Source organism: Aerococcus urinaeequi (assembly GCF_001543205.1).
Classification (GTDB): domain Bacteria; phylum Bacillota; class Bacilli; order Lactobacillales; family Aerococcaceae; genus Aerococcus; species Aerococcus urinaeequi.
This window is the reverse complement of the sequence record NZ_CP014162.1, coordinates 898,302-922,019: the sequence shown is the minus strand read 5'-3', so window position 1 is coordinate 922,019 and position 23,718 is coordinate 898,302. Positions and strand designations below refer to the sequence as shown.

22 protein-coding genes are annotated in these 23,718 nt (G+C 39.6%); 16 read left to right on the top strand and 6 right to left on the bottom strand.

What is annotated here, in order from left to right:
- Window positions 1–36: 36 nt before the first annotated feature.
- Window positions 37–372 (top strand): SDR family oxidoreductase, encoded by a 336-nt coding sequence (locus tag AWM74_RS04130; RefSeq protein WP_081665624.1) that lies wholly within the window; start codon window positions 37–39, stop codon window positions 370–372.
- Between the two features lie 173 nt (window positions 373–545).
- Here AWM74_RS04130 and AWM74_RS04125 read toward each other — a convergent pair whose 3' ends face one another.
- The gene (locus AWM74_RS04125; protein ID WP_026465121.1) at window positions 546–1,424 is read right to left on the bottom strand and encodes a putative RNA methyltransferase; all 879 of its coding nucleotides are present in this window, start codon (window positions 1,422–1,424) and stop codon (window positions 546–548) included.
- Window positions 1,425–1,757: 333 nt separating this feature from the next.
- Here AWM74_RS04125 and AWM74_RS04120 point away from each other — a divergent pair, with 333 nt between their 5' ends.
- Window positions 1,758–2,411 carry a hypothetical protein gene (locus AWM74_RS04120; RefSeq protein ID WP_236702850.1) on the top strand — a complete coding sequence of 218 codons (654 nt, stop codon included), beginning with the start codon at window positions 1,758–1,760 and terminating at the stop codon, window positions 2,409–2,411.
- 84 nt (window positions 2,412–2,495) lie between these two features.
- Here the strand turns inward: AWM74_RS04120 and AWM74_RS04115 are convergent, their stop codons facing one another.
- The 4 genes from AWM74_RS04115 to AWM74_RS04105 form a co-directional block, all read right to left on the bottom strand.
- Window positions 2,496–3,143, bottom strand: coding sequence for a DsbA family oxidoreductase (locus AWM74_RS04115; RefSeq protein WP_026465123.1), 648 nt, complete (start codon window positions 3,141–3,143; stop codon window positions 2,496–2,498).
- A gap of 26 nt (window positions 3,144–3,169) precedes the next feature.
- The gene (locus tag AWM74_RS09445; RefSeq protein ID WP_167343562.1) at window positions 3,170–3,316 is read right to left on the bottom strand and encodes a hypothetical protein; all 147 of its coding nucleotides are present in this window, start codon (window positions 3,314–3,316) and stop codon (window positions 3,170–3,172) included.
- A 205-nt stretch (window positions 3,317–3,521) separates the two neighbouring features.
- The gene (gene lctO, locus AWM74_RS04110; RefSeq protein WP_026465124.1) at window positions 3,522–4,646 is read right to left on the bottom strand and encodes an L-lactate oxidase; all 1,125 of its coding nucleotides are present in this window, start codon (window positions 4,644–4,646) and stop codon (window positions 3,522–3,524) included.
- A gap of 287 nt (window positions 4,647–4,933) precedes the next feature.
- The gene (locus AWM74_RS04105; protein WP_026465125.1) at window positions 4,934–6,397 is read right to left on the bottom strand and encodes an NCS2 family permease; all 1,464 of its coding nucleotides are present in this window, start codon (window positions 6,395–6,397) and stop codon (window positions 4,934–4,936) included.
- A gap of 301 nt (window positions 6,398–6,698) precedes the next feature.
- On the opposite strand from AWM74_RS04105, the gene AWM74_RS04100 reads away from it, so the two are divergent.
- From AWM74_RS04100 to AWM74_RS04060, 9 genes are all read left to right on the top strand, one after another.
- A complete protein-coding gene (locus AWM74_RS04100; protein ID WP_026465126.1) occupies window positions 6,699–8,039 on the top strand; it encodes an alpha-amylase family glycosyl hydrolase in 1,341 nt (446 codons plus the stop codon).
- Complete coding sequence (locus AWM74_RS04095) at window positions 8,040–8,846, top strand: Cof-type HAD-IIB family hydrolase (protein ID WP_026465127.1); 807 nt, start codon at window positions 8,040–8,042, stop codon at window positions 8,844–8,846.
- A 127-nt stretch (window positions 8,847–8,973) separates the two neighbouring features.
- Window positions 8,974–10,971, top strand: coding sequence for a transketolase (gene tkt / locus AWM74_RS04090; protein ID WP_026465128.1), 1,998 nt, complete (start codon window positions 8,974–8,976; stop codon window positions 10,969–10,971).
- Window positions 10,972–11,035: 64 nt separating this feature from the next.
- The gene (gene fsa, locus AWM74_RS04085; RefSeq protein ID WP_026465129.1) at window positions 11,036–11,689 is read left to right on the top strand and encodes a fructose-6-phosphate aldolase; all 654 of its coding nucleotides are present in this window, start codon (window positions 11,036–11,038) and stop codon (window positions 11,687–11,689) included.
- A gap of 45 nt (window positions 11,690–11,734) precedes the next feature.
- Window positions 11,735–12,376: an NUDIX hydrolase gene (locus AWM74_RS04080; protein WP_026465130.1), complete on the top strand. Its 642-nt coding sequence runs from the start codon at window positions 11,735–11,737 to the stop codon at window positions 12,374–12,376.
- 83 nt (window positions 12,377–12,459) lie between these two features.
- Entirely contained in the window at window positions 12,460–13,056 is a 597-nt protein-coding gene (locus tag AWM74_RS04075) for an ECF transporter S component (protein ID WP_026465131.1), read from the top strand.
- A gap of 15 nt (window positions 13,057–13,071) precedes the next feature.
- Window positions 13,072–13,581, top strand: a complete 510-nt coding sequence (locus tag AWM74_RS04070; protein WP_026465132.1) for an acyl-CoA thioesterase — start codon at window positions 13,072–13,074, stop codon at window positions 13,579–13,581.
- 351 nt (window positions 13,582–13,932) lie between these two features.
- Window positions 13,933–15,393 carry a proline--tRNA ligase gene (gene proS / locus AWM74_RS04065; RefSeq protein WP_026465133.1) on the top strand — a complete coding sequence of 487 codons (1,461 nt, stop codon included), beginning with the start codon at window positions 13,933–13,935 and terminating at the stop codon, window positions 15,391–15,393.
- A 202-nt stretch (window positions 15,394–15,595) separates the two neighbouring features.
- Entirely contained in the window at window positions 15,596–16,630 is a 1,035-nt protein-coding gene (locus AWM74_RS04060; RefSeq protein ID WP_026465134.1) for a serine hydrolase, read from the top strand.
- A gap of 112 nt (window positions 16,631–16,742) precedes the next feature.
- Here the strand turns inward: AWM74_RS04060 and AWM74_RS04055 are convergent, their stop codons facing one another.
- Entirely contained in the window at window positions 16,743–17,540 is a 798-nt protein-coding gene (locus tag AWM74_RS04055) for an ABC transporter ATP-binding protein (RefSeq protein WP_034257883.1), read from the bottom strand.
- Window positions 17,541–17,924: 384 nt separating this feature from the next.
- Here AWM74_RS04055 and ilvB point away from each other — a divergent pair, with 384 nt between their 5' ends.
- The 5 genes from ilvB to AWM74_RS04030 all read left to right on the top strand — a co-directional run bounded on the left by ilvB (window position 17,925) and on the right by AWM74_RS04030 (window position 23,694).
- Window positions 17,925–19,625 carry a biosynthetic-type acetolactate synthase large subunit gene (gene ilvB / locus AWM74_RS04050; protein WP_026465136.1) on the top strand — a complete coding sequence of 567 codons (1,701 nt, stop codon included), beginning with the start codon at window positions 17,925–17,927 and terminating at the stop codon, window positions 19,623–19,625.
- Window positions 19,622–19,876, top strand: a complete 255-nt coding sequence (locus AWM74_RS04045; protein WP_026465137.1) for an ACT domain-containing protein — start codon at window positions 19,622–19,624, stop codon at window positions 19,874–19,876. Before ilvB ends, AWM74_RS04045 begins: the two co-directional genes overlap by 4 nt.
- Window positions 19,877–19,940: 64 nt before the next feature.
- Window positions 19,941–20,951 carry a ketol-acid reductoisomerase gene (gene ilvC / locus AWM74_RS04040; RefSeq protein WP_026465138.1) on the top strand — a complete coding sequence of 337 codons (1,011 nt, stop codon included), beginning with the start codon at window positions 19,941–19,943 and terminating at the stop codon, window positions 20,949–20,951.
- 39 nt (window positions 20,952–20,990) lie between these two features.
- Window positions 20,991–22,250, top strand: coding sequence for a threonine ammonia-lyase IlvA (ilvA, locus tag AWM74_RS04035; RefSeq protein WP_026465139.1), 1,260 nt, complete (start codon window positions 20,991–20,993; stop codon window positions 22,248–22,250).
- Between the two features lie 649 nt (window positions 22,251–22,899).
- Entirely contained in the window at window positions 22,900–23,694 is a 795-nt protein-coding gene (locus AWM74_RS04030) for a PRD domain-containing protein (protein ID WP_236702849.1), read from the top strand.
- Window positions 23,695–23,718 lie beyond the last annotated feature (24 nt).

The following is a 23,718-nucleotide window of genomic DNA, read 5'->3' as shown; positions in this document are numbered from 1 at the left end:
TGCTAGTTAATAAATTTAACAATAGCTCACGGACGTATGCCGGATAAATTAAAATCAGCATATATCGCAGCTAAATTTGGTCAAGTAGGGTTCACAAAAGCAACTGCTTTAGAAAATGCGCTAAATGGTATTACTGTAAATACTGTCCAACCTGGTCCTGTTCGTACGGCCTTAATTGAAAACCAATTGCCTAAATTAGCAGAGCAAGATGGTACATCAATTGAGGAAGCATTAAATCATCATATTCTAGGTAAACAATGGATTAAGCGTTTATTAGAACCATCAGAAATTGGTGCAACAGCAGTATTTTTAGCTACTGATGAAGCGGGCGCTATTACTGGTGAAGAAATTGGAGTAGCTGGTGGTATTTAGTTAAATATTGATTACCATTTATTCGAAATAAAAAATATAGCCTTAGCGTGGACACTATAAAGTGAATACGCTAAGGCTTTTTCTTGTCTAGGATAACTAATGGCAATAAGGATTTATTATAGGCACTAATAAGGATACTGAAATTATTGTGAGCTTCTCTTTGTTATAATCTTCTATTCCTTTTGGCCGAATAAGATGGATAAATCTATCGTAATTTGCGTGAGTGCATGTGCACGCTCTAGTTGTTTATCATTAGCATGCCACATTAAAGGGGTCATCTTGATTAAGTCTGCCATTTGTTTTTCGTCTAAAGTGATTGTTTTCCTATAGCTTGATTGGCTAAATTGGTTGAAGGCTGCCTTAAATTTATTGATTGAAGTACGATCATCTTGTTGTTGATTTTCTGGTGTTAGTACGATTTCTCTTAGTTCTCGTAAATAATTTGGTCCAGGAATCACCTTAATAAACCAACCTTTTTCTGACAAGGCTTGGTTAAGATGATGGTAGTTTGATGGTGATAGAATCGTTATGGCTCCATCAATACTAGCAGGTGTAAATGGTAATTGACCTAAATCAGCAACCACCCATAGGGCATTGGTATAATGTTTAGCAGCAGAAACAATTCCATCCTTGGCTAAGTCTAATCCAAGTGCCATGGGAATGGTTGTTTGCTGTGTTCTATTTTGCCAGTGGTCGATAAAATAGTGAAAATGGCTGCCTTCGCCAGTTCCCAAATCAATGATATTGTTCACTGAGTTTAAGTCGATACCTTGCTCGACTAATAAATCTAATATTTGATCATAGATGCCTGTATATAATTTAGCGTCTCCCATAATACGTTGGCGTGCGGCAAAAAGTTCATTATTATAATGTGCTTCTTGGTGATTGGGTGCAAGGTTAATGTAACCTTGTTTAGCGATGTCGAAGCTGTGATTATGATCGCAACGGACTTGATTATTGGTAAAAGAAAGATTGCTTTGGCAGATAGGGCAGATCATGCGTGTTGCCCAGTAGTTAAATTTTTGGATTGCTTGTGTTCGTTTTGATTCCATAGGTCACCTTTTTTGAATTTGTCATAGTTCTCACTTTTATTATAGCATGTTAGAATAGACTTATTAATGATGATTCATGTGTTTGATGCTGGCTGTCTTTGTTTTCATGCTAGCGATTCATAACGGTTTGAGAAGTGAGGGAATATGCGAAATAGAAATAAAAGATGGCTATACAGCGGATTTATAGCTAGTGTTATGAGCCTATTGCATGTGATGTTGGAGATGTGGTTCCCAAATCCTAGTTTTCAAGCGATCCTCGGGGATGGTTTGGCAGTTCAACAGGGGTTCTATTATCCAGCTTTATTTATAATTTATTTGGTGATTTATACATTCATGACGTATGCTTACTATCTGGTTGATTTTCGTTTGCCGGGAACGAAAGGGACGAAAGTAACGCTTTATGTCATCTCCGAATTGTTGATTTTCTTAGTTTACCGGGCTGAACCCATGCCACATTTAGTGGAGATGGACTGGGTAATTAATCCGGTTAAAGCTATTTTGATTTTTATGGTACAAGGTCAGCTGATTTACCGGTTAATGGCTCGTCAACGGTTGATGTATAAACCAAAACCCTTTTTCTATACGAGAGGTTTGCATGTCTACATACTAGTTTTTGCGATCATGCGGCTAGTGGCTTATCTAGGCCTAGATATTTATGGACCGGATGATGGCCAATTACCAGCAGCGGTTCTGTGGTCAGGTATCTTAGGACTCGCCATTGGTCTATCTTTTGGGGCAATACAGCGGTATATTATTCGTCAAAACCATATTGGCAAAACCAATCAGTTTGCCCTACAGTTCTTTGCTTGGATTGCAGTAGCCAATTATGCCATGATGTATCTACGGTATGATGTCGGCATTTTTGACTTACTAGCTCGTTTAGGTTTGGATATTGCAGCTGTTTGGATTGCGACCTTTATCGTTCTCCATTGGCAAATCAATGAACGAACACCTGTATATCCATTAGATACAAATTCACAAATATAAGTAATTATTGGCTGGGACTCTGCTGTCCTAGCCTTTTTTTGCAAAAAAATACCCACTAATAAGCTAGCGGGCAATAAGTTTGTATTATGCTTCTTGTTCTTCTGCGTATACCTGGTCTAATACTTGTTGGAATACTTCTACAGGTTGGGCACCTTGTACTGCGTATTTATTATTAAATACGAAGAAAGGTACACCTTGAACACCAACTTCACCAGCACGGAAGATATCAGCAGTAGCTTCAGCTTGGAATTGATCTTCACTAGCTAAAATTTCGCGGACCTTGTTTCCATCTAAGCCGACTGATTCAGATAGCGCAACGATTGTATCTTCATCGCTGATTAAAGCGCCATCTTCGAAATAAGCTGTATAGAATGCTTTAAAATATTCGTCATCTTTGCCTTGTGTTTTCGCATATTGGAATACACGATGTGCAGGCATGGTGTCTGCCATCTTCATATCAGAAAAGTTGAAGTTTAAGCCAGTAGCTGCAGCCATTTGTGTCACTTGCTCGTTCATTTGCTCTGCCTGTTCAACAGTTGTCCCTTTTAAATCTGCAAAAGCTTCATAGAAGTTTTTGCTTGGATCATATTTTGCACCAGGCATTAATTCGAATGATTTGTGCTCAATCGTAATTTCATCTGCGTGGGCAAAGTTATCCATAGCGCGTTCCAAGTGTGTTTGTCCAATGTAACAGAATGGACATACGAAGTCAGACCAAATTGTAATTTCCATGTAGATAAATCGCTCCCTATAATTGTTTATTTGTGATCCTTAGTTGTTTGATTATTTTTAGCTTCTTTTTCTTGATCGTCTTTTTCCTTATCGCCATCTCCATCACCGTCAATATTAACGATAGAGGCAAATAAGTCTTCTAACTCAGTAGATTTGCGGCTTTCGATACCCATGGTAACGCTCCTCTCTACAATTTACTTATAGTAAGTATTATAAGTGTGTCTGTTAAGGAATGCAAAGACTAGCAACTAAGGTGAGGGGGATTTACTAATAGTGGGATAGGTGCTTAAACGTTCGTTTTTATGAGCGATTACAAAAAGGCCAAAGAAAATGTCTCCATTTTCTTTGACCTCATCTTATATAAATTACAGCAAAAATCTAGTAGTCGTAACCGTATGGGTTATCGAATAATTCTAGACCTTTCAAGTCATTTACGTTTTGTGAACCTGTTAATTGCATTACACGTGTTAAGTCTTTTTGGAAGTAGTCAAGTACTGAGTAAGCACCTTGCCATCCACCTAAAGCTAAACCGAATAATACTGGGCGTCCTAAAGCAACAACATCTGCACCTGAAGCTAAAGCTTTAGCAATGTGTTCACCACGACGTACACCTGAATCAAAGACGATTGGTACACGTTTGTTTACACGTTTTGCAATAGCTGGAAGGGTGTCAAATGAACCTGGAGCTTCGTATAATTGACGCGCACCGTGGTTAGATACCCAAATACCTGATGCACCAGCTTTGATTGCCATATCTGCATCTTCAGGGTGTTGGATCCCTTTAACAAATACTGGTAATCCAGAGTAAGCAGCGATTTCTTCAATATCTCTTGGCGAAATCTTTTGTTTTGAAGCGCCATAGATATTGTTCAATGACATACCTTCTGCTGAACCACGTAAGTAACGTTGAACAATTGGCATACCGAATGGGTAAACGAATTTGTTTTTCAAGTCACGGTCACGGTTACCAGAAACAGTTGAGTCAGCTGTAAGGATGATAGCAGTTGCACCATCAGCTTTTGCTTCGTCTAAGATGTCACGGTTTTGTTGGTCATCTTTAGCCATGTAAATTTGGAACCAACGAGGTCCGCCATTTAAGCCTTCCGAAATCTCTTCAAATGTTGCACCAGAGTATGCTGAAATCGACATGATTGTACCAAACTCTGAAACGGCACGTGCAGTACCTGCCTCTTTAGTAGCGTGTGCTAAACCATGTGCCGCAATTGGTGCCATGATGAATGGTGCTTTAATTTTATGACCTAAAATTTCAGTACTTGTATCTGGCGCTTCAACATCTTGCGCTAGACGAGGGTATAGTAATTTATGTTTCCAAGCACGATCATTAGCGCGTTTAGTCCACTCATCACCAGATGCACCGGCCATGTAGTTAAAACCACCGTGAGGGACAACTTTACTTGCTTCTTCTTCTAAGTCGTAGGCATTGATAACATCAATGTACTTAACCTCAGTAGGTGCATTATATTCAATGTCATTGTTATTCATTATATTCGCTCCTCCTAAATGTAAAAAAATAAATATAGCAAGACAAATCTATCAACATTCCTATTTTAGCGCTTACGATGTCAAAAAGAAAGGGTTTGCAAATCAATTTAAAATCAACTTTTGCAAACAATCCTTTAAAAACCTTTAAGTTGTTACGTTTTTTAAAATTATTCAATACGATTTTGCATCAAGTTAACCTAAAAAAGTATACAAAAATGTTTCGCTAGAGCAAAAAAAGACCAGGAAAACCTGGTCTTGAGTGAGAGTTAATGCTGTCTTCTAAGCCTTTAGATGATGGCTAAGATAATAAAGTTTGCTAAGAATAAGAATGATGCAGCCCATAAGATTGGGTGGATTTCTTTTGTTTTACCTAGTGCTACTTTCACGATGCAGTAAGTGATGAAACCTGCTGCAATACCGTATGAGATTGAGTAAGCATAAGCCATAAATACAGAAGCGAAGAAAGCAGGAATTGCAACCTCTAAGCTAGACCAATCAATCTCACGAATAGCTGACATCATCATAATACCAACGATGATTAAAGCTGGTGCAGTTGCAGCACTTGGTACTAAACCAACGAAAGGTGAGATGAAAGCACATAAGAAGAAAGCAATAGCAACAAATACGGACGTTAAACCTGTACGGCCGCCTAATGAGATACCTACAGTAGATTCAGCATAAACAGTGGTGTTTGAAGTACCGAATACCGCACCTAATGAAGTACCAACAACATCACCAAAAAGGGCTTTGTCTAATTTAGTGTTCATGACACTTGATTGATCCATATTGTCAATGTCTTCTTTAGTAAAGATACCTGAAGCACGACCTGTTCCAATGAATGTACCAATTGTATCGAATACATCAGATAGAGAGAAAGCAAAGATTGTCATGATCACTAATGGATAACGTGATGGATCAGCGAAAAGTGATAGTAATCCTTCTTTACCGAAGGCTGCTCCGAAAGTAACACCCAAGTCTTGGAAGGCAGCGCCTAAACCAGATTGGTCGAAGTTAACAGTGGCTAAAGCAGCTGGGTTTAAAATAACGTAAATAGTTGAAACCGCGATGATACCAATTAAGATCGCACCTTTTACATTTTTCAATAACAAAATAATTGTTAGGATTAGACCGAATAAGGCTAATAATGAAGTTTGATCTGTAAAAGTAGAAATCTCTGGTAGTGTTGACCCAGTAGAGTTGATGGTTGCTAGACCACCTTCGAAAACAGATTGTGTGGCATCAAATGGTTGACCGTTAACAGCTGTGATGTTTGCTGCTTCAGTTGTAAAGTTGATGAAACCAGCATTCTTAACACCAATATAGGCAACAAATAGACCGACACCTGCACCAATTGCATGTTGTAATGAGTCTGGAATTGCTTTAATAATTAATTGACGGAATTTAGTTACTGTGATGAAGATATTGAATAAACCACAGATAAATACCATTGCCAATGCTTCTTGCCAAGTAAAGCCTAGTGAGAAAACTACTGTATAAGTAAAGAAAGCATTTAATCCCATACCTGGTGCCAATGCGTAAGGCACGTTAGCAAATAATCCGATAAATAATGTCGCTAAAGCTGATGAAATGATGGTTGCTAAGAACACACCTTGGTAAGGCATACCTGTTTGAGATAAAATTGCTGGGTTTACAAAAATAATGTAACTCATTGCAAAGAAGGTTGATAAACCGGCAATCAATTCAGTTGAAAAGTTTGACCCATTTTCCTTCAATTGGAAAAATTCCTCTATTTTTTTCACTTTTCTTGCTCCTTTTATGAATTTAATTAACTACTTCTATCATTATAAAGACTCGAGCAGAAAAATCAATACCAAACACGAATGTTTATTTAATTTAATTTTCAAACGTTCGCAAAAATCATTTTATTCGGATGAATTTTACGTATTTGTAGGTAAAAAAGCTTTTTCAAGGGTTTTTAGACTAGTAGAAATCATTTTACTAGTTATAAGAATTATTATGGTGAGTAATTTGATACACGTATGCTAGAATGAAGATAGCAAAAAGAGTCGCATTTAACATAGGAGGTCAGCCATGGCTAAAGTAACGAACTTAACGTTACGTCACAAAACGCTGTATAAGTTATTTGTTCGCAATTTTACAGAGGAAGGGACATTCAAATCGATTATTCCAGAGCTTCAACGGTTAAAAGATTTGGGCGTAGACATTATTTTGCTGCAGTCTATCTTTCCAACTACTGACTTGAGGGTTGCTGATAATCTGGAAGGTAATCCAATGATCGTGAAAAATATCTCTGAGGTCTCCCCGCAGTATGGTAGCCTAGATGATTTTCAAGAATTAGTGGATACTATCCATGAGATGGGTATGCAAGTGATGTTAAACCTACAACTATTCCATTTAGCAAAGGATTCGGAGTTAGTTAAAGAACACCCTGAATATTTCTTACATAATGAACAGGGTGAAATGATTTCTCGCTTAGATATTTATGATAGTTCATACGATTTAGACTATACCAACCCTAAATTATGGGATTATATCATTGAAAACCTAAAATATTGGGCTAAATTTGTGGATGGATTTGCGGCAAACCATGCCCAACTGGTTCGACCTGAATTTTGGGCATCAGCACGGGCTGAAGTGGAAGATGTTCATCCATATTTTTATTGGGTGGCTGCGACCATGCCTTTATCAATTCTAACGAAGTTACAACAAATGAATATGCCTTATTGGACAGAAGGGGAATTATATCCTAACTTTGACGTGGTTGATCAAATTCCAGGTTCCTTCTATAAAAATCGTTTTTATCATGGAGATATGTCCTTGGAAAACTTTGTTGGTACTTTAAATTTCCAGGAGTTGATGATGCCAAATACATACGTAAGTATGCGTTCTTTAGAATTTGAGGAATTCCCACGTTTTGCAGAATGTGTTAAACCAGGTAGTGAACTAGAAAACTGGACAGCTTTTGCCTTTTTCCAAAAAGGGATAGCTAGCTTATTTATGGGACAGGAGTATGGATTAAAAGAACGCTTTAATTTCCGAAGCGGTGAAACGATTAATTGGGCTATTAATCAAGATTTAACCCCGTTAATCAATCGTATGTCACAAATTAAGAAACGAGAAGTATGTAAGAGTGGTTACTATACGATTATGCCTGCTGGAGATTCAACAGTGGTACTTTCTTACCATTATTATACGCAGCATTTGTTTGGTATTTTCAAATTGAGAGAAGAAGGACAAGCTGCTGAAATTGAATTGGGTATACCTGATGGAGAATATAAAGATGAAATTTCTAAAGCTAATTATCAGGTTGTGAATGGTCGTGTAACGTTTGGAGATAAGCCGGTTGTTATTTCATATGAAGGTGATATGAGACTGCCAGAATATTTTAAAAAAGATGGAGGAAATGCATAGATGTATAAATTAATCGCATTTGATATTGATGGGACTTTAGTAAATTCGAAAAAAGAGGTGTCACAAGCTACTAAGGAAGCGCTTCATAAATTGCATGATGCGGGTATCCATGTGGTTATCTCATCAGGTCGACCTTATAAAGGTGTACTACTAAATGCAGATTTAGTTGGCCGTGAAATTGTGCCATTTGTTTCTTGCTTTAATGGTGGCTTGGTAAAAGAAGTAGCAACAGACGATACCGTCTTCTCACATGCCTTAACTAATGATGAATTACAAAGTTGGGTTGAATTAGCTAAGGCACACGATTTAGATGTTCATGCCCATGATGATCAATATGTGATTGTGCAAGATGCACCTAAAGATCAATATGTAGATGTTGAATCTACATTGAATGAGATGCCAATCAGAACAGTTGATTTCTTTGATGGGGAAGTTACGGCACCAAAAGTGATGATTACTGCTGAACCAGGAAAATTAGATGCTTTTATCGCAACCTTAGACGCTAGTTTATTTGAAAAATACTCGATTATGAAATCTGAGCCGTTCTTCTTAGAAATCATGCCAAAAGGCGTTGATAAAGGAGAAGCTTTAGCTAAATTAGCAGAAAGCTTAGGTATTGATCAAAGTGAAACAATGGCCTTTGGTGACCAAGCGAATGATTTATCGATGATTAAATGGGCTGGTTGTGGGGTTGCTATGGGTAACGCAATTGACGAATTAAAAGACAATGCCCAGTACGTAACAGCATCCAATGATGATGAAGGGATTGCAAAAGCATTAGAAAAATTAGTTTTTGATGCTCAATAAAATTTTGGATGAACGATAAGTTCTAATCCCTATGAATAGTGATTTATTATAAACTTTGTTATACTGTTAGTATGACAAGCTGTCAGCTTTAAATGAGAAATTGAACAGATTTTAAGGAGTGAAATGAATGTTTGACAACACGGATATTTTAGCAACAAACGCTATTCGTGCTTTAAGCACAGATATGGTGGATAAGGCAAATTCTGGCCACCCAGGTTTACCTTTAGGTGCTGCACCAATGGCTTATGCCCTTTGGTCTAAGCACATTCGTCAAAACCCACAACACAGTAAATGGACTAACCGTGACCGTTTTGTATTGTCCGCTGGACATGGTTCTGCAATGCTTTATAGCTTACTTCATTTATCAGGATTCGATGTATCTTTAGAAGATACAAAAAACTTCCGTCAATTCGGTTCGAAAACCCCTGGACATCCAGAGGTACACGAAACTGACGGTGTAGAAGCAACAACAGGTCCATTAGGTCAAGGTTTTGCTAATGCAGTAGGTATGGCAATGGCAGAAGCGCATGACGCTGCTGTTTACAATAAAGACGGTTTTAACGTTGTGGATCATTTTACTTACACCCTAGTTGGTGACGGTGACTTGATGGAAGGTGTGACGCAAGAAGCGGCATCTTTAGCTGGTCATTTAAAACTGAACAAATTAATCGCTTTATACGATTCGAACGACATTTCATTAGACGGGCCTACTTCTAAAGCCTTTACTGAAAATGTTGGTGATCGTTTCAAAGCTTACGGCTGGGAACACATTCTAGTAAAAGACGGTAATGATTTAGAAGCAATCAATACCGCTATTGAGCAAGCAAAAGCTAACACTGATCAACCTACATTAATTGAAATTAAAACAATTATTGGTTTCGGTGCTGAAAAACAAGGTACATCTGGTGTTCACGGTGCACCATTAGGTGCAGAAGGGTCTACTTTCGCTAAGAAAAAATTTGGTTGGGACTATGATGCATTCGATATTCCTCAAGAAGTTTACGACCGTTTCAATGAAGTTGTTGCGTCTCGTGGCCAGTCCGAAGAAGAAGCTTGGAACAAGCTATTTGCTGACTATAAAGCAGCTTATCCAGACTTAGCGGCGCAATATGAACGTGCTTATGCAGGTAAATTACCTGAAGGTTGGGAAGCTAACATCCCTGTTTATGAAGTAGGTGATAAAGCGGCAGCAAGTCGTAAAACTTCTCAAGCAGCTATTCAAGCAATTGGTAAAGCATTACCAGAATTCTGGGGTGGATCAGCGGACTTATCTTCTTCTAACAATACGATGAATGATGCAGATGAAGAATTCCAAGCAGGATCTTACCAAGGACGTAACATTTGGTATGGTGTGCGTGAATTTGCGATGGCTGCAGCGATGAATGGTATTGCTTTACATGGTGGTTCTAAAACATACGCTGGTACATTCTTCGTCTTCTCTGACTATCTACGTCCAGCGGTTCGTTTAGCTGCGATTTCTAAATTACCAGTAACTTATGTCTTTACCCATGACTCAATTGGTGTTGGTGAAGATGGTCCAACCCATGAACCAGTTGAACAATTGGCTTCATTCCGTGCAATGCACAACGTAAATGTTGTTCGTCCTGCAGACGGAAACGAAGTAGGGGTAGCTTGGAAATTAGCCCTTGAATCAGAAGAAACACCAACGATGTTAGTCTTAACACGTCAAGACCTACCGGTCTTAGAAGGTACAAAAGAAAACGCTGAAGAAGGTGTCCGTAAAGGTGCATACGTTATTTCTCCAGCAGCTGGTGAGCAAACAGGTATCTTAATTGCGACTGGTTCGGAAGTAAGCTTAGCGATTGCAGCTCAAGCGAAATTAGCTGAAGAAGGTATCCACGTATCTGTCGTATCTATGCCATCTCAAGAAATTTTTGATGCACAAGATGCAGCTTACAAAGAGTCTGTATTACCAAAAGCCATCACTAAACGTGTGGCTGTTGAAATGGGTGCTTCATTCGGTTGGGCGAAATACACTGGCTTAAATGGTGCTATCGTTGGTATCGACCGCTTTGGTGCTTCAGGTAAAGGTGATTTAATCCAAGAAGAATATGGCTTTACAGCTGAAAATGTTGCCAATACATTTAAAGGTTTAGCTGACTAATTTGTCAGCTACCACCTTTGTCACTACGTCAGTCATGAATTAGCTAACAGGAGGCTTTTGAAAAATGAAATTTTTCTTAGATACTGCAAACATTGATGAAATTAAACGAATTAATGACTTGGGTTTAGTTGACGGTGTAACAACGAATCCATCTCTAGTAGCTAAAGAAGGACGCGATTTTGAAGAAGTAATCAAAGACATCGCTGGTACAATTGATGGTCCAGTTTCTGCTGAGGTTACTGGTTTAACCTACGAAGAAATGGTTGAAGAAGCACATGAGATTGCTAAATGGGCAGACAACGTTGTTGTCAAAATCCCTATGACTGAAGCTGGTTTGAAAGCTGTAAATACACTTTCTAAAGAAGGCATTAAAACAAATGTGACTTTAATCTTCTCTGTTTCTCAAGGATTAATGGCAGCTAAAGCAGGTGCAACTTATATTTCACCATTTATCGGTCGTATCGATGACTTAGGTCAAGATGGATTGAAATTAATTGCAGAATTACGTGAAGTATTAGATATTTACGGTTATGAAGCTGAAATCATTGCAGCATCTATCCGTCACATCGCTCACTTTGAAGGCTCTGCGTTAGCTGGTGCACACATTGGTACGATTCCAGGTAGCCTATTCCCTAAATTATGGGGTCACGTCTTAACTGACAAAGGTATCGAAGGCTTTACAGCTGACTGGGAAGCTTACCAAAACCGCGACAAATAATTTATTATCAAAAGATCAACATCAATTGAAGGAAGGGCGATTGTGATGGATGAGGTTAGACGTATCTTTCAAACCTACGAACCACGCCCTCTCGACGTTGAAAAAGCATATGCCGTCTTAATCCCTCTAGCCAAATTGGACGGGGAATGGCATATTTTATTCGAACACAGGGCAAACGGCATTTCCCAAGCTGGGGATGCCGCTTTTCCTGGTGGTCGGGTAGAAGCGGGCGAAGGGTTTGAGCAAGCCGCGGTCCGTGAAACGACGGAGGAGTTGGGGGTAAGCCCTGATAAGATCGACGTGGTTGGTGAAATGGATTATATTGTCATGGGCAAACGAATTATCGGTTGTTATGTGGGTGAATTAGCCATTGAAAGTTTGGATGATTTGACCCTCAACAAGTATGAAGTGGACCATGTTTTTACCATCCCTCTGCGTGAGTTGAAGACCATGGCGCCTGACGTCCATTATGTAGCCCACCACCAGCAAGTGGCGGATGATTTCCCCTTTAACCTAATTCCAGGTGGGAAACAATATAATTTTAGTCGATCTGAACAACGGGGAATTCTTTTTTACAATATTCAAGGGGAACATTTATGGGGAATGACTGCTAAATTAACTGCCCGTTTCGTGGATATACTGAAGGGTAAACATCTTCCATTTAATCAGGATGACAAGGAAGGCTAGCTCAATGTTAGCCTTTTATTGTTGGGCGGATTCGTGGTATGATAACGCCACATATATTATAAATTTAGATATTGAGGTTTATTATGGATCATCAAAAAGAACGGACCGCCAGATTAACTGTGATTAGTTTGATGTTGGCGATTTTAATTATTCAAACTTTTGTTCCTGGAATAGGCTATATCCCGATTGGACCAGTCCAGGCAACAATTATTCATGTAACAGTTATTATCGGTGCTAGTTTATTTGGGCCACAAACTGGACTTATCCTCGGTGCTTCTTGGGGTATTTTGCGGATGATCAAGGCAGCAATTGTGCCCGATATCATGTCAGTAGTTTTCTTAAACCCCTTAGTATCTGTTATTCCGCGGATGCTAGTTGGCTTTATTTCAGGATGGATTGCTATATACCTTGATGGTAAGGTGAAAGATAGAACAAAATTTATCATTACAGGTGTTATCGGGTCTATAGTGAATACAGTTACTGTTTTAGGTGCGATTTACCTATTTTCAGCAGAAGCTTATGCGAATGCGCTAAATATCCCAACATCTGCTTTAATTGCTACATTCTTAGTTACCATTGGCGGTAATGGGTTATTAGAAGCTGTCACTTCAGGGATTATAACGCCTATTCTATCCTTACCTTTAAGTAAATCACTTAAAAGGTCCGGAATGAATGATTAAATGGAGGTCAGATTTATGACACAAGTAACTTGTAAACGAACTAAGGCAGTACAATCACATCGAATTATGCCTAATCAAACCAATTTTTATAAGAATTTATATGGTGGCCAAATATTATATATCATGGATAATGTGGCTTCTGTATCCGCAGGTCGGTTGACGCCATACGGTACAATGACTGGTAATATGGACGATATTCATTTCATAGCGCCTTTGCCAGAAGGCGATATTGCCCATGTTGAAACCTATGTAACGGGAGCAGGTAAACGTTCGATGGAAATTTTTGCGAAGGTCATTGGTGAGAAACATACCGGTGAGCGTTATCTAGCTGCAACGGCCTTTCTAACCTATGTAGTCTTGAAAGACTATGTAGACCCTGACTATCATTTACCGGAAGTTGTTGCACATACAGATGAAGAAGTCTACTTATGTAACGGTTATGAAGGCCGAAAATCAGGTCACGCCCAAAAACGAATCTTAACGAAAGAATTGGTTAGTCATTTAACAGTTGACTTGCTTGATTAATGAAACTAGTCTTTTCTCATGGGAAAAAGACTAGAGATATTGACTTTTACTAGCTAATCAAGCAAAATATAGGCTGTAAGCTAAGCGAATAAACAAACGATTTGTAGACTAGTAATGTTGTTAAGGATTAAGCGAGATATGATCAGGTGTAAGCATATCCCCACTGACTACATGAACCTACTACTTATAAAAATCGCCTTGAAAAAGGTACGGTGGCGCCGTTATCGTCTTTGAGAGAGTTGGAGACCTTTTGTATCTCTGACTAAAAAAGGTGGCACCGCGAGCATTTCGTCCTTTATGGATGGGATGCTCTTTTTAGTTACAGGAATATTTTTTAAAAGGAGCATGAAAATGGCAAAGCAAGAAGCAACAGAAAATTTACAACAAACAGATTTTTCAAAATGGTATTTACAAGCAATTCAACAGGGTGATTTGATGGATTACGGTCCTGCCCGTGGGACAATGATTTTTAAACCTGATGGCTTTTTATTATGGGAATCATATAAAGATGCCTTCAATGAAATGTTGAAGAAGGAAGGTATTCGTAACGCCTACTTCCCAATGTTAATTCCAAAACACTTCTTTGAAAAAGAGGCTGACCACGTAGAAGGTTTCGCACCTGAATTACCATGGGTAACTGAAGCAGGTGAGGAAAAATTAGAAGAGCCATTGGCATTACGTCCAACTTCTGAAACTTTATTTGGTAATGCGATGTCAGATTGGATCAACTCTTACCGTGATTTACCAATGGAATTAAACCAATGGGCTAACGTCTTCCGTTGGGAGAAACGGACATTACCATTTATCCGTACATCAGAATTCTTATGGCAAGAAGGTCACACAGCGCATGCAACTGAAGAAGAAGCACGCGAACGTACGATGAAAATGTTACACTACTATACTGACTTAGTAAAAGAAGTATTTGCAATGCCAGTTTACGAGGGACAAAAAACACCATCAGAACGGTTTGCGGGTGCGGTTGATACCTTCTCAATCGAAGCGATGACAAAAGATACAAAAGCCATTCAAGCAGGGACTTCTCACTACTTAGGCCAAAACTTTGCGGAAGCCTTTGATATTAAATTCTTAAACGAAGACAACCAACATACTTACGTTCATACAACATCTTGGGGTTCATCAACCCGTTTAATCGGTGCCATGATCATGATCCACGGTGATGAAAAAGGGTTAGTCTTACCACCTCGTGTTGCCGGTACACAAGTATCGCTAATCCCTGTTGGTAATATCAAGAAAAATCCACAAGTACTTGAGAAATTACAGGAAATCAAAGCAACATTATTAGAGGCTGGATTACGTGTAAATCTTGATGATTCAAACAACTCACCAGGTTACAAATACAACGAGTCTGAAGTACATGGTGTACCATTAAGAATTGAATTTGGTCCACGTGATATGGAAAACAACCACGTCATGATTAAAATGCGTGATGTGGATGGTAAAGAAGCCTTCTCATTAGACGGAGACTTAGTTGCTGAAATCAACACACGCTTTGATGACATGCACCAACGTCTTTACGATAAAGCGATAGCTTTCCGTGCTGAGAATGAACATTTTGACATTGATACAATGGATCAATTAACCGCTCACCTTGAAGCTTGTGAAGAAAATGGCGAACGTCCAGGTTGGATTTTAGCTGGTTGGGATGGTACTGATGAATCAGAAGCAGCCATCAAAGAAGCCACAGGATTTACTTCACGTAATATCCCATTCAACCCACCAATAGAAAAAACAGTTGACCTATATTCTGGTAAACCTGCTAAATACACTGTGTGGTATGCACGTGCTTATTAATAACTACCATAACGAGACAGGATAACCATCTTGTCTCGTTTTATATGAGAACCAGGCATAGAATTAACATACTCTTAAAATATAAAACATCATTCATTCACAATAAGTGGGAAATTGTCACAGTATAATCATATTTTCTTGGTAAAATTCATATGCATGGGATGAGGACCATAGAATATTAAAAATGAATAAGGAGTAATGCATGTCGAAAAGAAGAAAAAAATCTAGTATTAAACCTCTAGTGCCCTTTTTCGTTCTAGGAGTGGCTTTAATAGCGGTATTAATTGCTATATTTAAATATAATGATGAGGGTGAAGGGGATGCATCAAGCGATTCATTAACAGCGACAGTAGACGAATCTACTGCAAGTGACTCCTTAGGTAACACCCCATTAACCTTAAGTGATGAAGAAGTATACAACCTGGATTTGATGCAAGCATCAGGTATTGAACTAATCGATACTAGTCAATACGCCTCAATAGATGAATTGATTGAAGCAACAATGGCAGAATTTGGGGTAGATGAAAGCCAAGTTTCGCTACAATATACCAACTTTAAAACTGACGAAAGCCACACAATTAACGAAAGTACCTTCCAAACTGCCGCTTCTACGATTAAATTACCGCTAGCGGTAATGTATGTAGATGCGATTGAAGAAGGCTATGTTGACTGGGATACAGAGGTTACTTATACATACGCAGATTATGAAGAGGGTGACGGTACCATTACTGCTGCAGTAGGTAGTGGCACAGGTCAAGCAGCCTATACTATCGAAGATTTAATCGCTAACGCCTTGATGTATTCAGATAATACAGCAACGAATATGTTGATTAGATACTACAACGAAGTTTATGGATCAGGTGCCTTCAAAACAAATGTCGCGAATAGTGTAGACGTCACAATTGATGACGCCTTCTATGACGATAACATCATATCTGCTGAATTATTGTTTGCTTACTACAACTTATTGGCTACTGACGATACCTATCAACCGATTGTTGATTATCTATTGAATACTTCACCAGACCGCTTATTTACGACATACGTGAACAGCAGTTTGATGGCGAATAAATATGGTAACTACGGTACAGCTTTAAATGATGGTGGTATCTATTATGAAAATGATCAAGCGCAATATAGCTTAGTTGTCTTAACAGATGGCCTAACAGATGGTACAGGCTTCTTGGAAAACTTAAACCTGCGTGTTAACCAATACTACCGTGCAAATTACGCATAGATTATCGGGCTATCTTGTAGACCAAGAATAGTTGACTTAGATAGCTTAACAATAAATAAAAGATAGTTTCAATTCAGCTATACTGAATTGAAACTATCTTTTTATTAGCCAATTATTTGGGCATGACTAGGATGCGGCCTTTTTTAAAGGGACGTAAAAGTACTGGCTGGCCGTAGAAATCATGCAGTCTATCAGGGTCTAACATCAAGGGCCGATCACCTTTGGCAAAAATTTCCCCATCTTTTAATAAACAAATTTTTTGATAAAGTGGGATAATTTCCTCAGTATGGTGGGTCACCATTAATTGGGTGACTTCTGGTTTTTCTTTGGCCAATTTGTCCAGCATGGCTAAGAGACTTTCTCGGGCAAATAAATCTAGTCCACTAGTTGGTTCATCTAAGATTAATAATTCAGGTTGGGTCATTAAGGCCCGTAAGATCAAAATGGTTTGTCGTTCACCTTGAGATAGGGTCGCCATTCTGCGGTTCCTAAATGCGGCGAAATTAAAGGTTTCTAAGAGGTCTTCAGCTTCCTGGATTAAAGAATCCGTTACTTTTTGATAAAGGCCTAGACTGGCAAATTTACCCGAAATAATGGTGTCTAATACAGATAAGTGGCTTGGGATTTCTTGGTTGATCCAAGCAGAAACTATACCGATTCTTCTTTGTAGGTCAGGGATTGAGGATACGCCAAATAACTGGTCAAGGACCCTCACCTGACCGCTAGAGGGAAAATGATAGCCGGTTAGAATGTTGATGATGGACGACTTACCAGACCCATTCAAACCAAGTAGGGCCCAGTGTTGCCCCTGGTTGATGGTCCATTGGATGTTTTTTAATATGGCCTTATCTTGGCGGTTGAAGCAGACATTGTCGAGTTCGATGATGGTTTTTTCTGTGGTTGATGTCATGGCGTATCCTTTCTGAATGTAGTCGAATATTCTATTAAATTAAACTTATCATACCAAGTAAGAAAGTCAATATGGCGAATCACAGATGTATAAATGAGAAAACAATTAAAAATAGCCATTGACAAGTTAAAGAGTTCTCAGTATACTTTCGTTATTGAATCATTAAAAAAGACGAGAGGAGTTTCACTCATTATGAAATCGTTCAAAGTAGCGAATTTTAATATTGTAGTCATTATCGTGACGTAGGACTGGAATTAACTACTGTTAATTTGAGTCCTATTCGATGTTGAGTGGGACTTGGCATCCCACATACTGTTTGTGGGATGCCTTTTTTATTGCTTTCAATACCAAGGAAATGAAATTTTATAGAAATGGGGTGCTCATGTGGAGAGAACGAAGAAGACCAGTATAGGAACGGAATTGCTCGTCAATGCATTGCGAGATCAAGGTGCAGACATTATTTTTGGCTATCCTGGTGGTGCAGCTTTACATATATACGATGAATTTTTCCGCCAGAATGTCAATCACGTCTTAGCTCGTCACGAACAAGGTGCTGGTCACATGGCCGATGGTTACGCCCGCGTGGCTGGCCGAGTGGGTGTAGCGGTGACAACTAGTGGACCGGGAGCGACAAATATTGTCACTGCGGTGGCGACAGCGCAGATGGATTCGGTGCCTCTAGTCGTCATTTCGGGCCAGGTTACGACATCTGGTATTGGGAAAGACGCCTTTCAGGAAACCGACGTTGTCTCTTTAATGACGCCAATCACGAAATATGCCTATCAAGTTGAAGATGCTAAAGATATTCCACGTATCATCAAAGAAGCTTTCTACTTAGCGAATTCCGGCCGTAAAGGACCTGTATTAGTGGATATTCCGAAAGATATCGGCGTGCAGGAAGTAGCTTTAGAAGATATTGATGATAGCTTCGATTTACCAGGTTACAACATGGATCATGAGGTAGACTTGGAGGCGGTAGCTGCGATTAAGGATGCTTTGCTTCAAGCTGAAAAACCTTTGTTGTTAGTAGGGAACGGTGTGGTGAAATCTGAAGCCCACCAAGAACTACGCGAATTTGCTCACCGCTACAATATCCCGGTAACCCATACCCTACTAGGGATTGGTTTACTTGCTAGTGATGACCCCCTAAACTTAGGGCTAGCAGGGATGCACGGAACGTATGCAGCCAATATGGCCTTGATGGAGACAGATTGTCTCTTAAATATTGGTAGCCGTTTCGACGACCGGGTGGCTTCTAATCCTGACAATTTTGCGCCGGATGCCAAGATTATCCATGTGGATATTGATCTAGCGGAGATTGGCAAGATTATGGAACCAGATATTGCCTTGCTGGCAGATGCTAAAACGGCTTTGGGGGCACTTTTACAAGGAGCTATCGCAGGCTGGTCTGATAAGACGGACTGGTTGGCTCACCAAGCGGCTAACCAAGCCTTACATCCTACTCGGGTGCCTGAGATGACAGACGCGATTCGACCACAAGCGGTACTGGATTACTTAGGGAAGGCGACGGACGGTCAAGCATATATCGTGACCGACGTTGGCCAACACCAAATGTGGGCTGCTCAGTATTATCCTTACCAATTCCCTGGCCAAAACTTAACGTCAGGTGGACTAGGTACTATGGGATATGGGGTGCCGGCAACGATTGGGGCGGCATTTGCGGCGGATGAGAAACATCCTGTTGTAGGGATCATCGGTGACGGAGGATTCCAAATGACCAACCAGGAATTGAATATCATCCAACATTATGGCATTCAACCGAAATTTATTATTTTAAATAATACGGTGCTTGGGATGGTGCATCAGTGGCAACATGCTTTCTATTCAGACCGTTATTCACATTCTGAATTTGGATCGAGCTTGCCAGACTTCGTGAAGTTGTCGGAAGCTTTAGGCGTGAAGGCGGCTAAGGTAACAGACCCAGCGGATATGCAGGCGGCGGTAGATGAGATGTTGGCTTATGATGGGGCTTATGTATTAGAAGTCTTGATTGATAAATACGAACGGGTTACTCCGATGGTGCCATCTGGTAAGGCAAATAATGAAATGGAGGGCTTGTCATGATCTTTCAGTTTATCCGATTAAAGGTAGTGAATAGACCTGGTGTTTTAAACCGGGTGACACAAGTCGTCCTTAAACCGCGTTATAACATTGACACTTTAACCCTAGCAGGGACGGACGATCCGGCGATTTCCTATATTACGATTGGAATTAATTTCCAAGATTTGGAAGCGGCGACTCTTTTGACTAGACAATTATTGAAGCAAGTGGATGTGGTGAGTGCAACACAGTTAGACCCATCTGAGCTTGGCTAAGATAGCTATTTTTCAAAGAATTGACACAAGAACACTCGACAGAACATATATGGAGGCAAAAAATATGGCAAAAGTATACTACGAAAAAGATATGACCAGTAATGCATTATCAGGTAAACAAATCGCTGTAGTCGGCTATGGTTCACAAGGACATGCGCATGCGCAAAACTTACGAGATAATGGCCAAAATGTCATTATCGGTATCCGTGAAGGTAGCTCTGCAAACCGTGCGCGCAACGATGGATTTGATGTATATTCAGTTGCCGAAGCGACGAAAAAAGCGGATATCATCATGATTTTATTACCAGATGAAATTCAAAAAGATACTTACGCCAATGAAATTGCGCCGAACTTAGAAGCAGGAAATGCTTTAGCCTTCGCCCATGGTTTCAACATCCACTTCAAAAACATCCAACCAGATCCTTCAATTGATGTGTTCATGGTTGCGCCTAAGGGGCCTGGACACTTGGTACGTCGTGAATTTACGAAAGGCTCAGCGGTGCCTTCATTATTTGCGGTATATCAAGATGCAACAGGTAATGCGCGCGACTTAGCCATGTCTTGGGCTGATGGTATCGGGGCAACTCGTGTTGGAATCATTGAAACAGACTTCCGTGAAGAAACTGAATCTGACTTGTTCGGTGAACAAACTGTATTAATGGGTGGGACCACACATTTAATCCAAGCAGGTTTTGAAACTTTAGTTGAAGCTGGCTACCAACCAGAAATTGCTTACTTTGAAGTGATGCATGAATTGAAATTAATCGTAGACCTATTATATGAAGGTGGTATGGACCACATGCGTAAATCATGTTCAAATACTGCTGAATATGGGGACTACGTATCAGGACCACGTTTAATTACACCGGATGTGAAAGAACGTATGAAGGATGTTTTAAACGATATCCAAGATGGTTCATTCGCTAAACGTTTCACAGATGATTACGATAACGGCTTTAAAGACTTCTATGCAATGCGTGAAAAAGAGCAAGGGCACCAAATTGAAGAAGTTGGTGGTCGCTTACGCGAAATGATGCCGTTCGTTAAAGAGAATGCTGTAGACACAAACAACTAAAGCTATACAAAAAGGGTCAAAACGAAAGAGGGAGACTACATGGTCAAACGCGTCAATAAGGAGAAGGTACTGAGTGCCTACAAAAAATTACAGTCGGTCGTCAATCAGACACCTTTACAATACGATCAATATTTATCTGAGAAGTATAAGGCCAACATTTATTTGAAACGTGAGGACTTACAAGTTGTACGTTCATTTAAATTAAGAGGTGCCTACTATTCAATTAGTGAACTCAGTGAAGATGATTTAGCTAAAGGTGTTATCTGTGCCTCAGCCGGCAACCACGCCCAAGGGGTAGCCTTTGCTTGTAACGAAAAGCAAGTAATGGCGACGATTTATATGCCGAATACGACACCCGCACAAAAAATCAATCAAGTCAGATATTTTGGTGGGGACTATGTGAATATTGTGATTGAAGGGGATACCTTCGATGAGTGTAGCCAAGCTGCGCACGAATATGGTGCTAAACACCAGATGACTTTTATTGAACCTTACGATGATGAAAATGTCATCGCTGGCCAGGGGTCACTAGCTGTTGAAATCCACCACAGCCTAACTGCCGACGGGGAAACTGCAGACTATGTCTTAGTGCCTATCGGTGGGGGTGGATTGATCTCTGGTGTTTCTGCATATGTCCGTGAAGCCATGCCTGAAACCAAAATTGTTGGCGTTGAACCAGCCGGTGCAGCGTCCATGAAACTGGCCCTTGACCAAGGTCAGCCGACAGCACTTGAGAAAGTGAACAAATTCGCGGATGGTACAGCAGTTGGTAAGGTAGGGGACATCACCTTCCAATACGCGAAAGACAATATTGACCGCATTGAAACAGTCGAAGAAGGTAAGATTGCGGGGACAATTATTGACTTGTACACCAAGCAAGCCATCGTAGCCGAACCTTCAGGTGCCTTGACCGTATCTGCCCTAGATAATATGGCCGAAGACCTTGTTGGCAAAACAGTTGTCTGCATCATTTCTGGTGGGAATAACGACATCAACCGCATGGCGGAAATTGAGGAGAAAGCTTTGATCTATTCTGGAACCAAACAATACTTTGTAGTGAATTTCCCGCAAAGACCAGGCGCATTAAGAGAATTTGTAACGGACGTTTTAGGCCCCGACGATGATATCGCTAAGTTTGAATATACCAAGAAAATTTCCCGGTCAAATGGACCAGCCCTTGTTGGGATCCTATTGGGTGACTACGAAACCCTACCCGGTTTATTAGACCGGTTGAAGAATTTTGATGCCAATTACATTTCGGTATCTGAAAATCCGACATTATATGAATTTTTAGTCTAATGACGCACTAGGTCACAAATGATAGAGAAATCCTATAATAGCAACGTTGAAAACGTTTCATAAAAAGGCTTTCATTTTTATTTGAACCATGCTATAATGCTTTTGAGGCAATCTAGACCTCTAATAGATTGCATCATCCTTTCATTTTTGTTTTTTCCTTTTTCACCCTCAAAGCGATGAGGGTGTTTTTTATTGTTAAAATGTGACAGAAGGCAATCGGACTCAGAGTTTCAAAGGTAGCCAATGAAAAAAATATATATCAAATGAACTTGCACGTTATCTAGGTATAAAAATGTAAGTAATGTTCTATGCTGCTCTTGTCAACCGAATATATCGTTTATTAAAATATTTAGAAAACGTTTTCGAAATAGGTTGACAACGCTTTCAATTCGAGGTAATATTGCAATTAGATAAAGAACAAGTACTCTGTATACTGGATTAGTTACGGCTCGGCCGGCAAGACCAGGCATCAAAGTTATCGCAGATTAGTCTTGGGACTAATAGCTATACTTTTATGCTCTGGTCTTTTTTGTATATAAGGACTTGTTCTCATCAATACATCAAGAGAGGATGTGGGGAAACTTGTTTTAAAATCGTAAAAAGAATTAATAATAATGTCGTGTTTTCAAGTGATGATGACGGACGTGAAATGATTTTAATTGGAAAAGGGTTAGGCTTCCAAGCCAAGGTTGGCGATCCAATCGATGGCAACAACATTGAAAAACGTTATTATCCAGAAGGAGACGTTGATCTCGAACACATTTTGATGGTGATGACAAATGCCAGTGATGAAGAAATTTATTGGATTTATAAAATCGTATCCTTATTTAAAGAAAAAATGGATGTAGCCTTTAATCCCAATCTCTTCCTCACACTTACCGATCATATCTTGTTTGCGATTCATCAGCAAAAACAAGATCCGAACTTGATGAACCCCATGCAATGGGAAATCAAAAGAATTTACCCTAAAGAGTATGCAATCGCTGAAGAAGCGGTGGACTTGGTCCGACAAAAATTGTCACCGAATTTTCCGCAAACAGAAGTCGCTGCAATCACCCTACATTTTGTAAACGCGCAACTGGACCGAACGGCTAACCAATCTGCTTATGAGCAGATGGAGTTGACCAATGATATTATTCGAATTGTTCAGTTTGCCACGAATATTGATATCGATGAAAATTCTGTATATTTTCAACGATTTGTTACCCATATTCGATACTACTTAATACGACAGGGACAAGAGCAAGAAAATGATCAACCGGTTAAAAATGACCGAATGGTTGAATTGGCCTTCATTTCCTATCCTAAAGAGAAAGAAGCAGCCGATAAAATTAAGGAATACCTATTAGAAGCCAAGGGCTGGCAAGTCAATGACATGGAATTATTATATTTAATCCTACATATTGGTAATCTTGTGAGCCATTCAGCTAATAGAAAAAAATAAAATAATATCTAGTTACGGAAAAAT

Bases quoted from the DNA above. Each gene is read 5' to 3' on its own strand.
- ilvC (WP_026465138.1), top strand. From the start codon at position 19,941: ATGGCAAAAGTATACTACGAAAAAGATATGACCAGTAATGCATTATCA.
- fsa (WP_026465129.1), top strand. From the start codon at position 11,036: ATGAAATTTTTCTTAGATACTGCAAACATTGATGAAATTAAACGAATT.
- AWM74_RS04070 (WP_026465132.1), top strand. From the start codon at position 13,072: ATGACACAAGTAACTTGTAAACGAACTAAGGCAGTACAATCACATCGA.
- AWM74_RS04080 (WP_026465130.1), top strand. From the start codon at position 11,735: ATGGATGAGGTTAGACGTATCTTTCAAACCTACGAACCACGCCCTCTC.
- AWM74_RS04075 (WP_026465131.1), top strand. From the start codon at position 12,460: ATGGATCATCAAAAAGAACGGACCGCCAGATTAACTGTGATTAGTTTG.
- AWM74_RS04130 (WP_081665624.1), top strand. From the start codon at position 37: ATGCCGGATAAATTAAAATCAGCATATATCGCAGCTAAATTTGGTCAA.
- AWM74_RS04095 (WP_026465127.1), top strand. From the start codon at position 8,040: ATGTATAAATTAATCGCATTTGATATTGATGGGACTTTAGTAAATTCG.
- AWM74_RS04115 (WP_026465123.1), bottom strand. From the start codon at position 3,143: ATGGAAATTACAATTTGGTCTGACTTCGTATGTCCATTCTGTTACATT.
- proS (WP_026465133.1), top strand. From the start codon at position 13,933: ATGGCAAAGCAAGAAGCAACAGAAAATTTACAACAAACAGATTTTTCA.
- AWM74_RS04030 (WP_236702849.1), top strand. From the start codon at position 22,900: ATGATTTTAATTGGAAAAGGGTTAGGCTTCCAAGCCAAGGTTGGCGAT.
- lctO (WP_026465124.1), bottom strand. From the start codon at position 4,646: ATGAATAACAATGACATTGAATATAATGCACCTACTGAGGTTAAGTAC.
- ilvA (WP_026465139.1), top strand. From the start codon at position 20,991: ATGGTCAAACGCGTCAATAAGGAGAAGGTACTGAGTGCCTACAAAAAA.
- AWM74_RS04060 (WP_026465134.1), top strand. From the start codon at position 15,596: ATGTCGAAAAGAAGAAAAAAATCTAGTATTAAACCTCTAGTGCCCTTT.
- AWM74_RS09445 (WP_167343562.1), bottom strand. From the start codon at position 3,316: ATGGGTATCGAAAGCCGCAAATCTACTGAGTTAGAAGACTTATTTGCC.
- AWM74_RS04100 (WP_026465126.1), top strand. From the start codon at position 6,699: ATGGCTAAAGTAACGAACTTAACGTTACGTCACAAAACGCTGTATAAG.
- AWM74_RS04055 (WP_034257883.1), bottom strand. From the start codon at position 17,540: ATGACATCAACCACAGAAAAAACCATCATCGAACTCGACAATGTCTGC.
- tkt (WP_026465128.1), top strand. From the start codon at position 8,974: ATGTTTGACAACACGGATATTTTAGCAACAAACGCTATTCGTGCTTTA.
- AWM74_RS04125 (WP_026465121.1), bottom strand. From the start codon at position 1,424: ATGGAATCAAAACGAACACAAGCAATCCAAAAATTTAACTACTGGGCA.
- AWM74_RS04045 (WP_026465137.1), top strand. From the start codon at position 19,622: ATGATCTTTCAGTTTATCCGATTAAAGGTAGTGAATAGACCTGGTGTT.
- AWM74_RS04120 (WP_236702850.1), top strand. From the start codon at position 1,758: ATGACGTATGCTTACTATCTGGTTGATTTTCGTTTGCCGGGAACGAAA.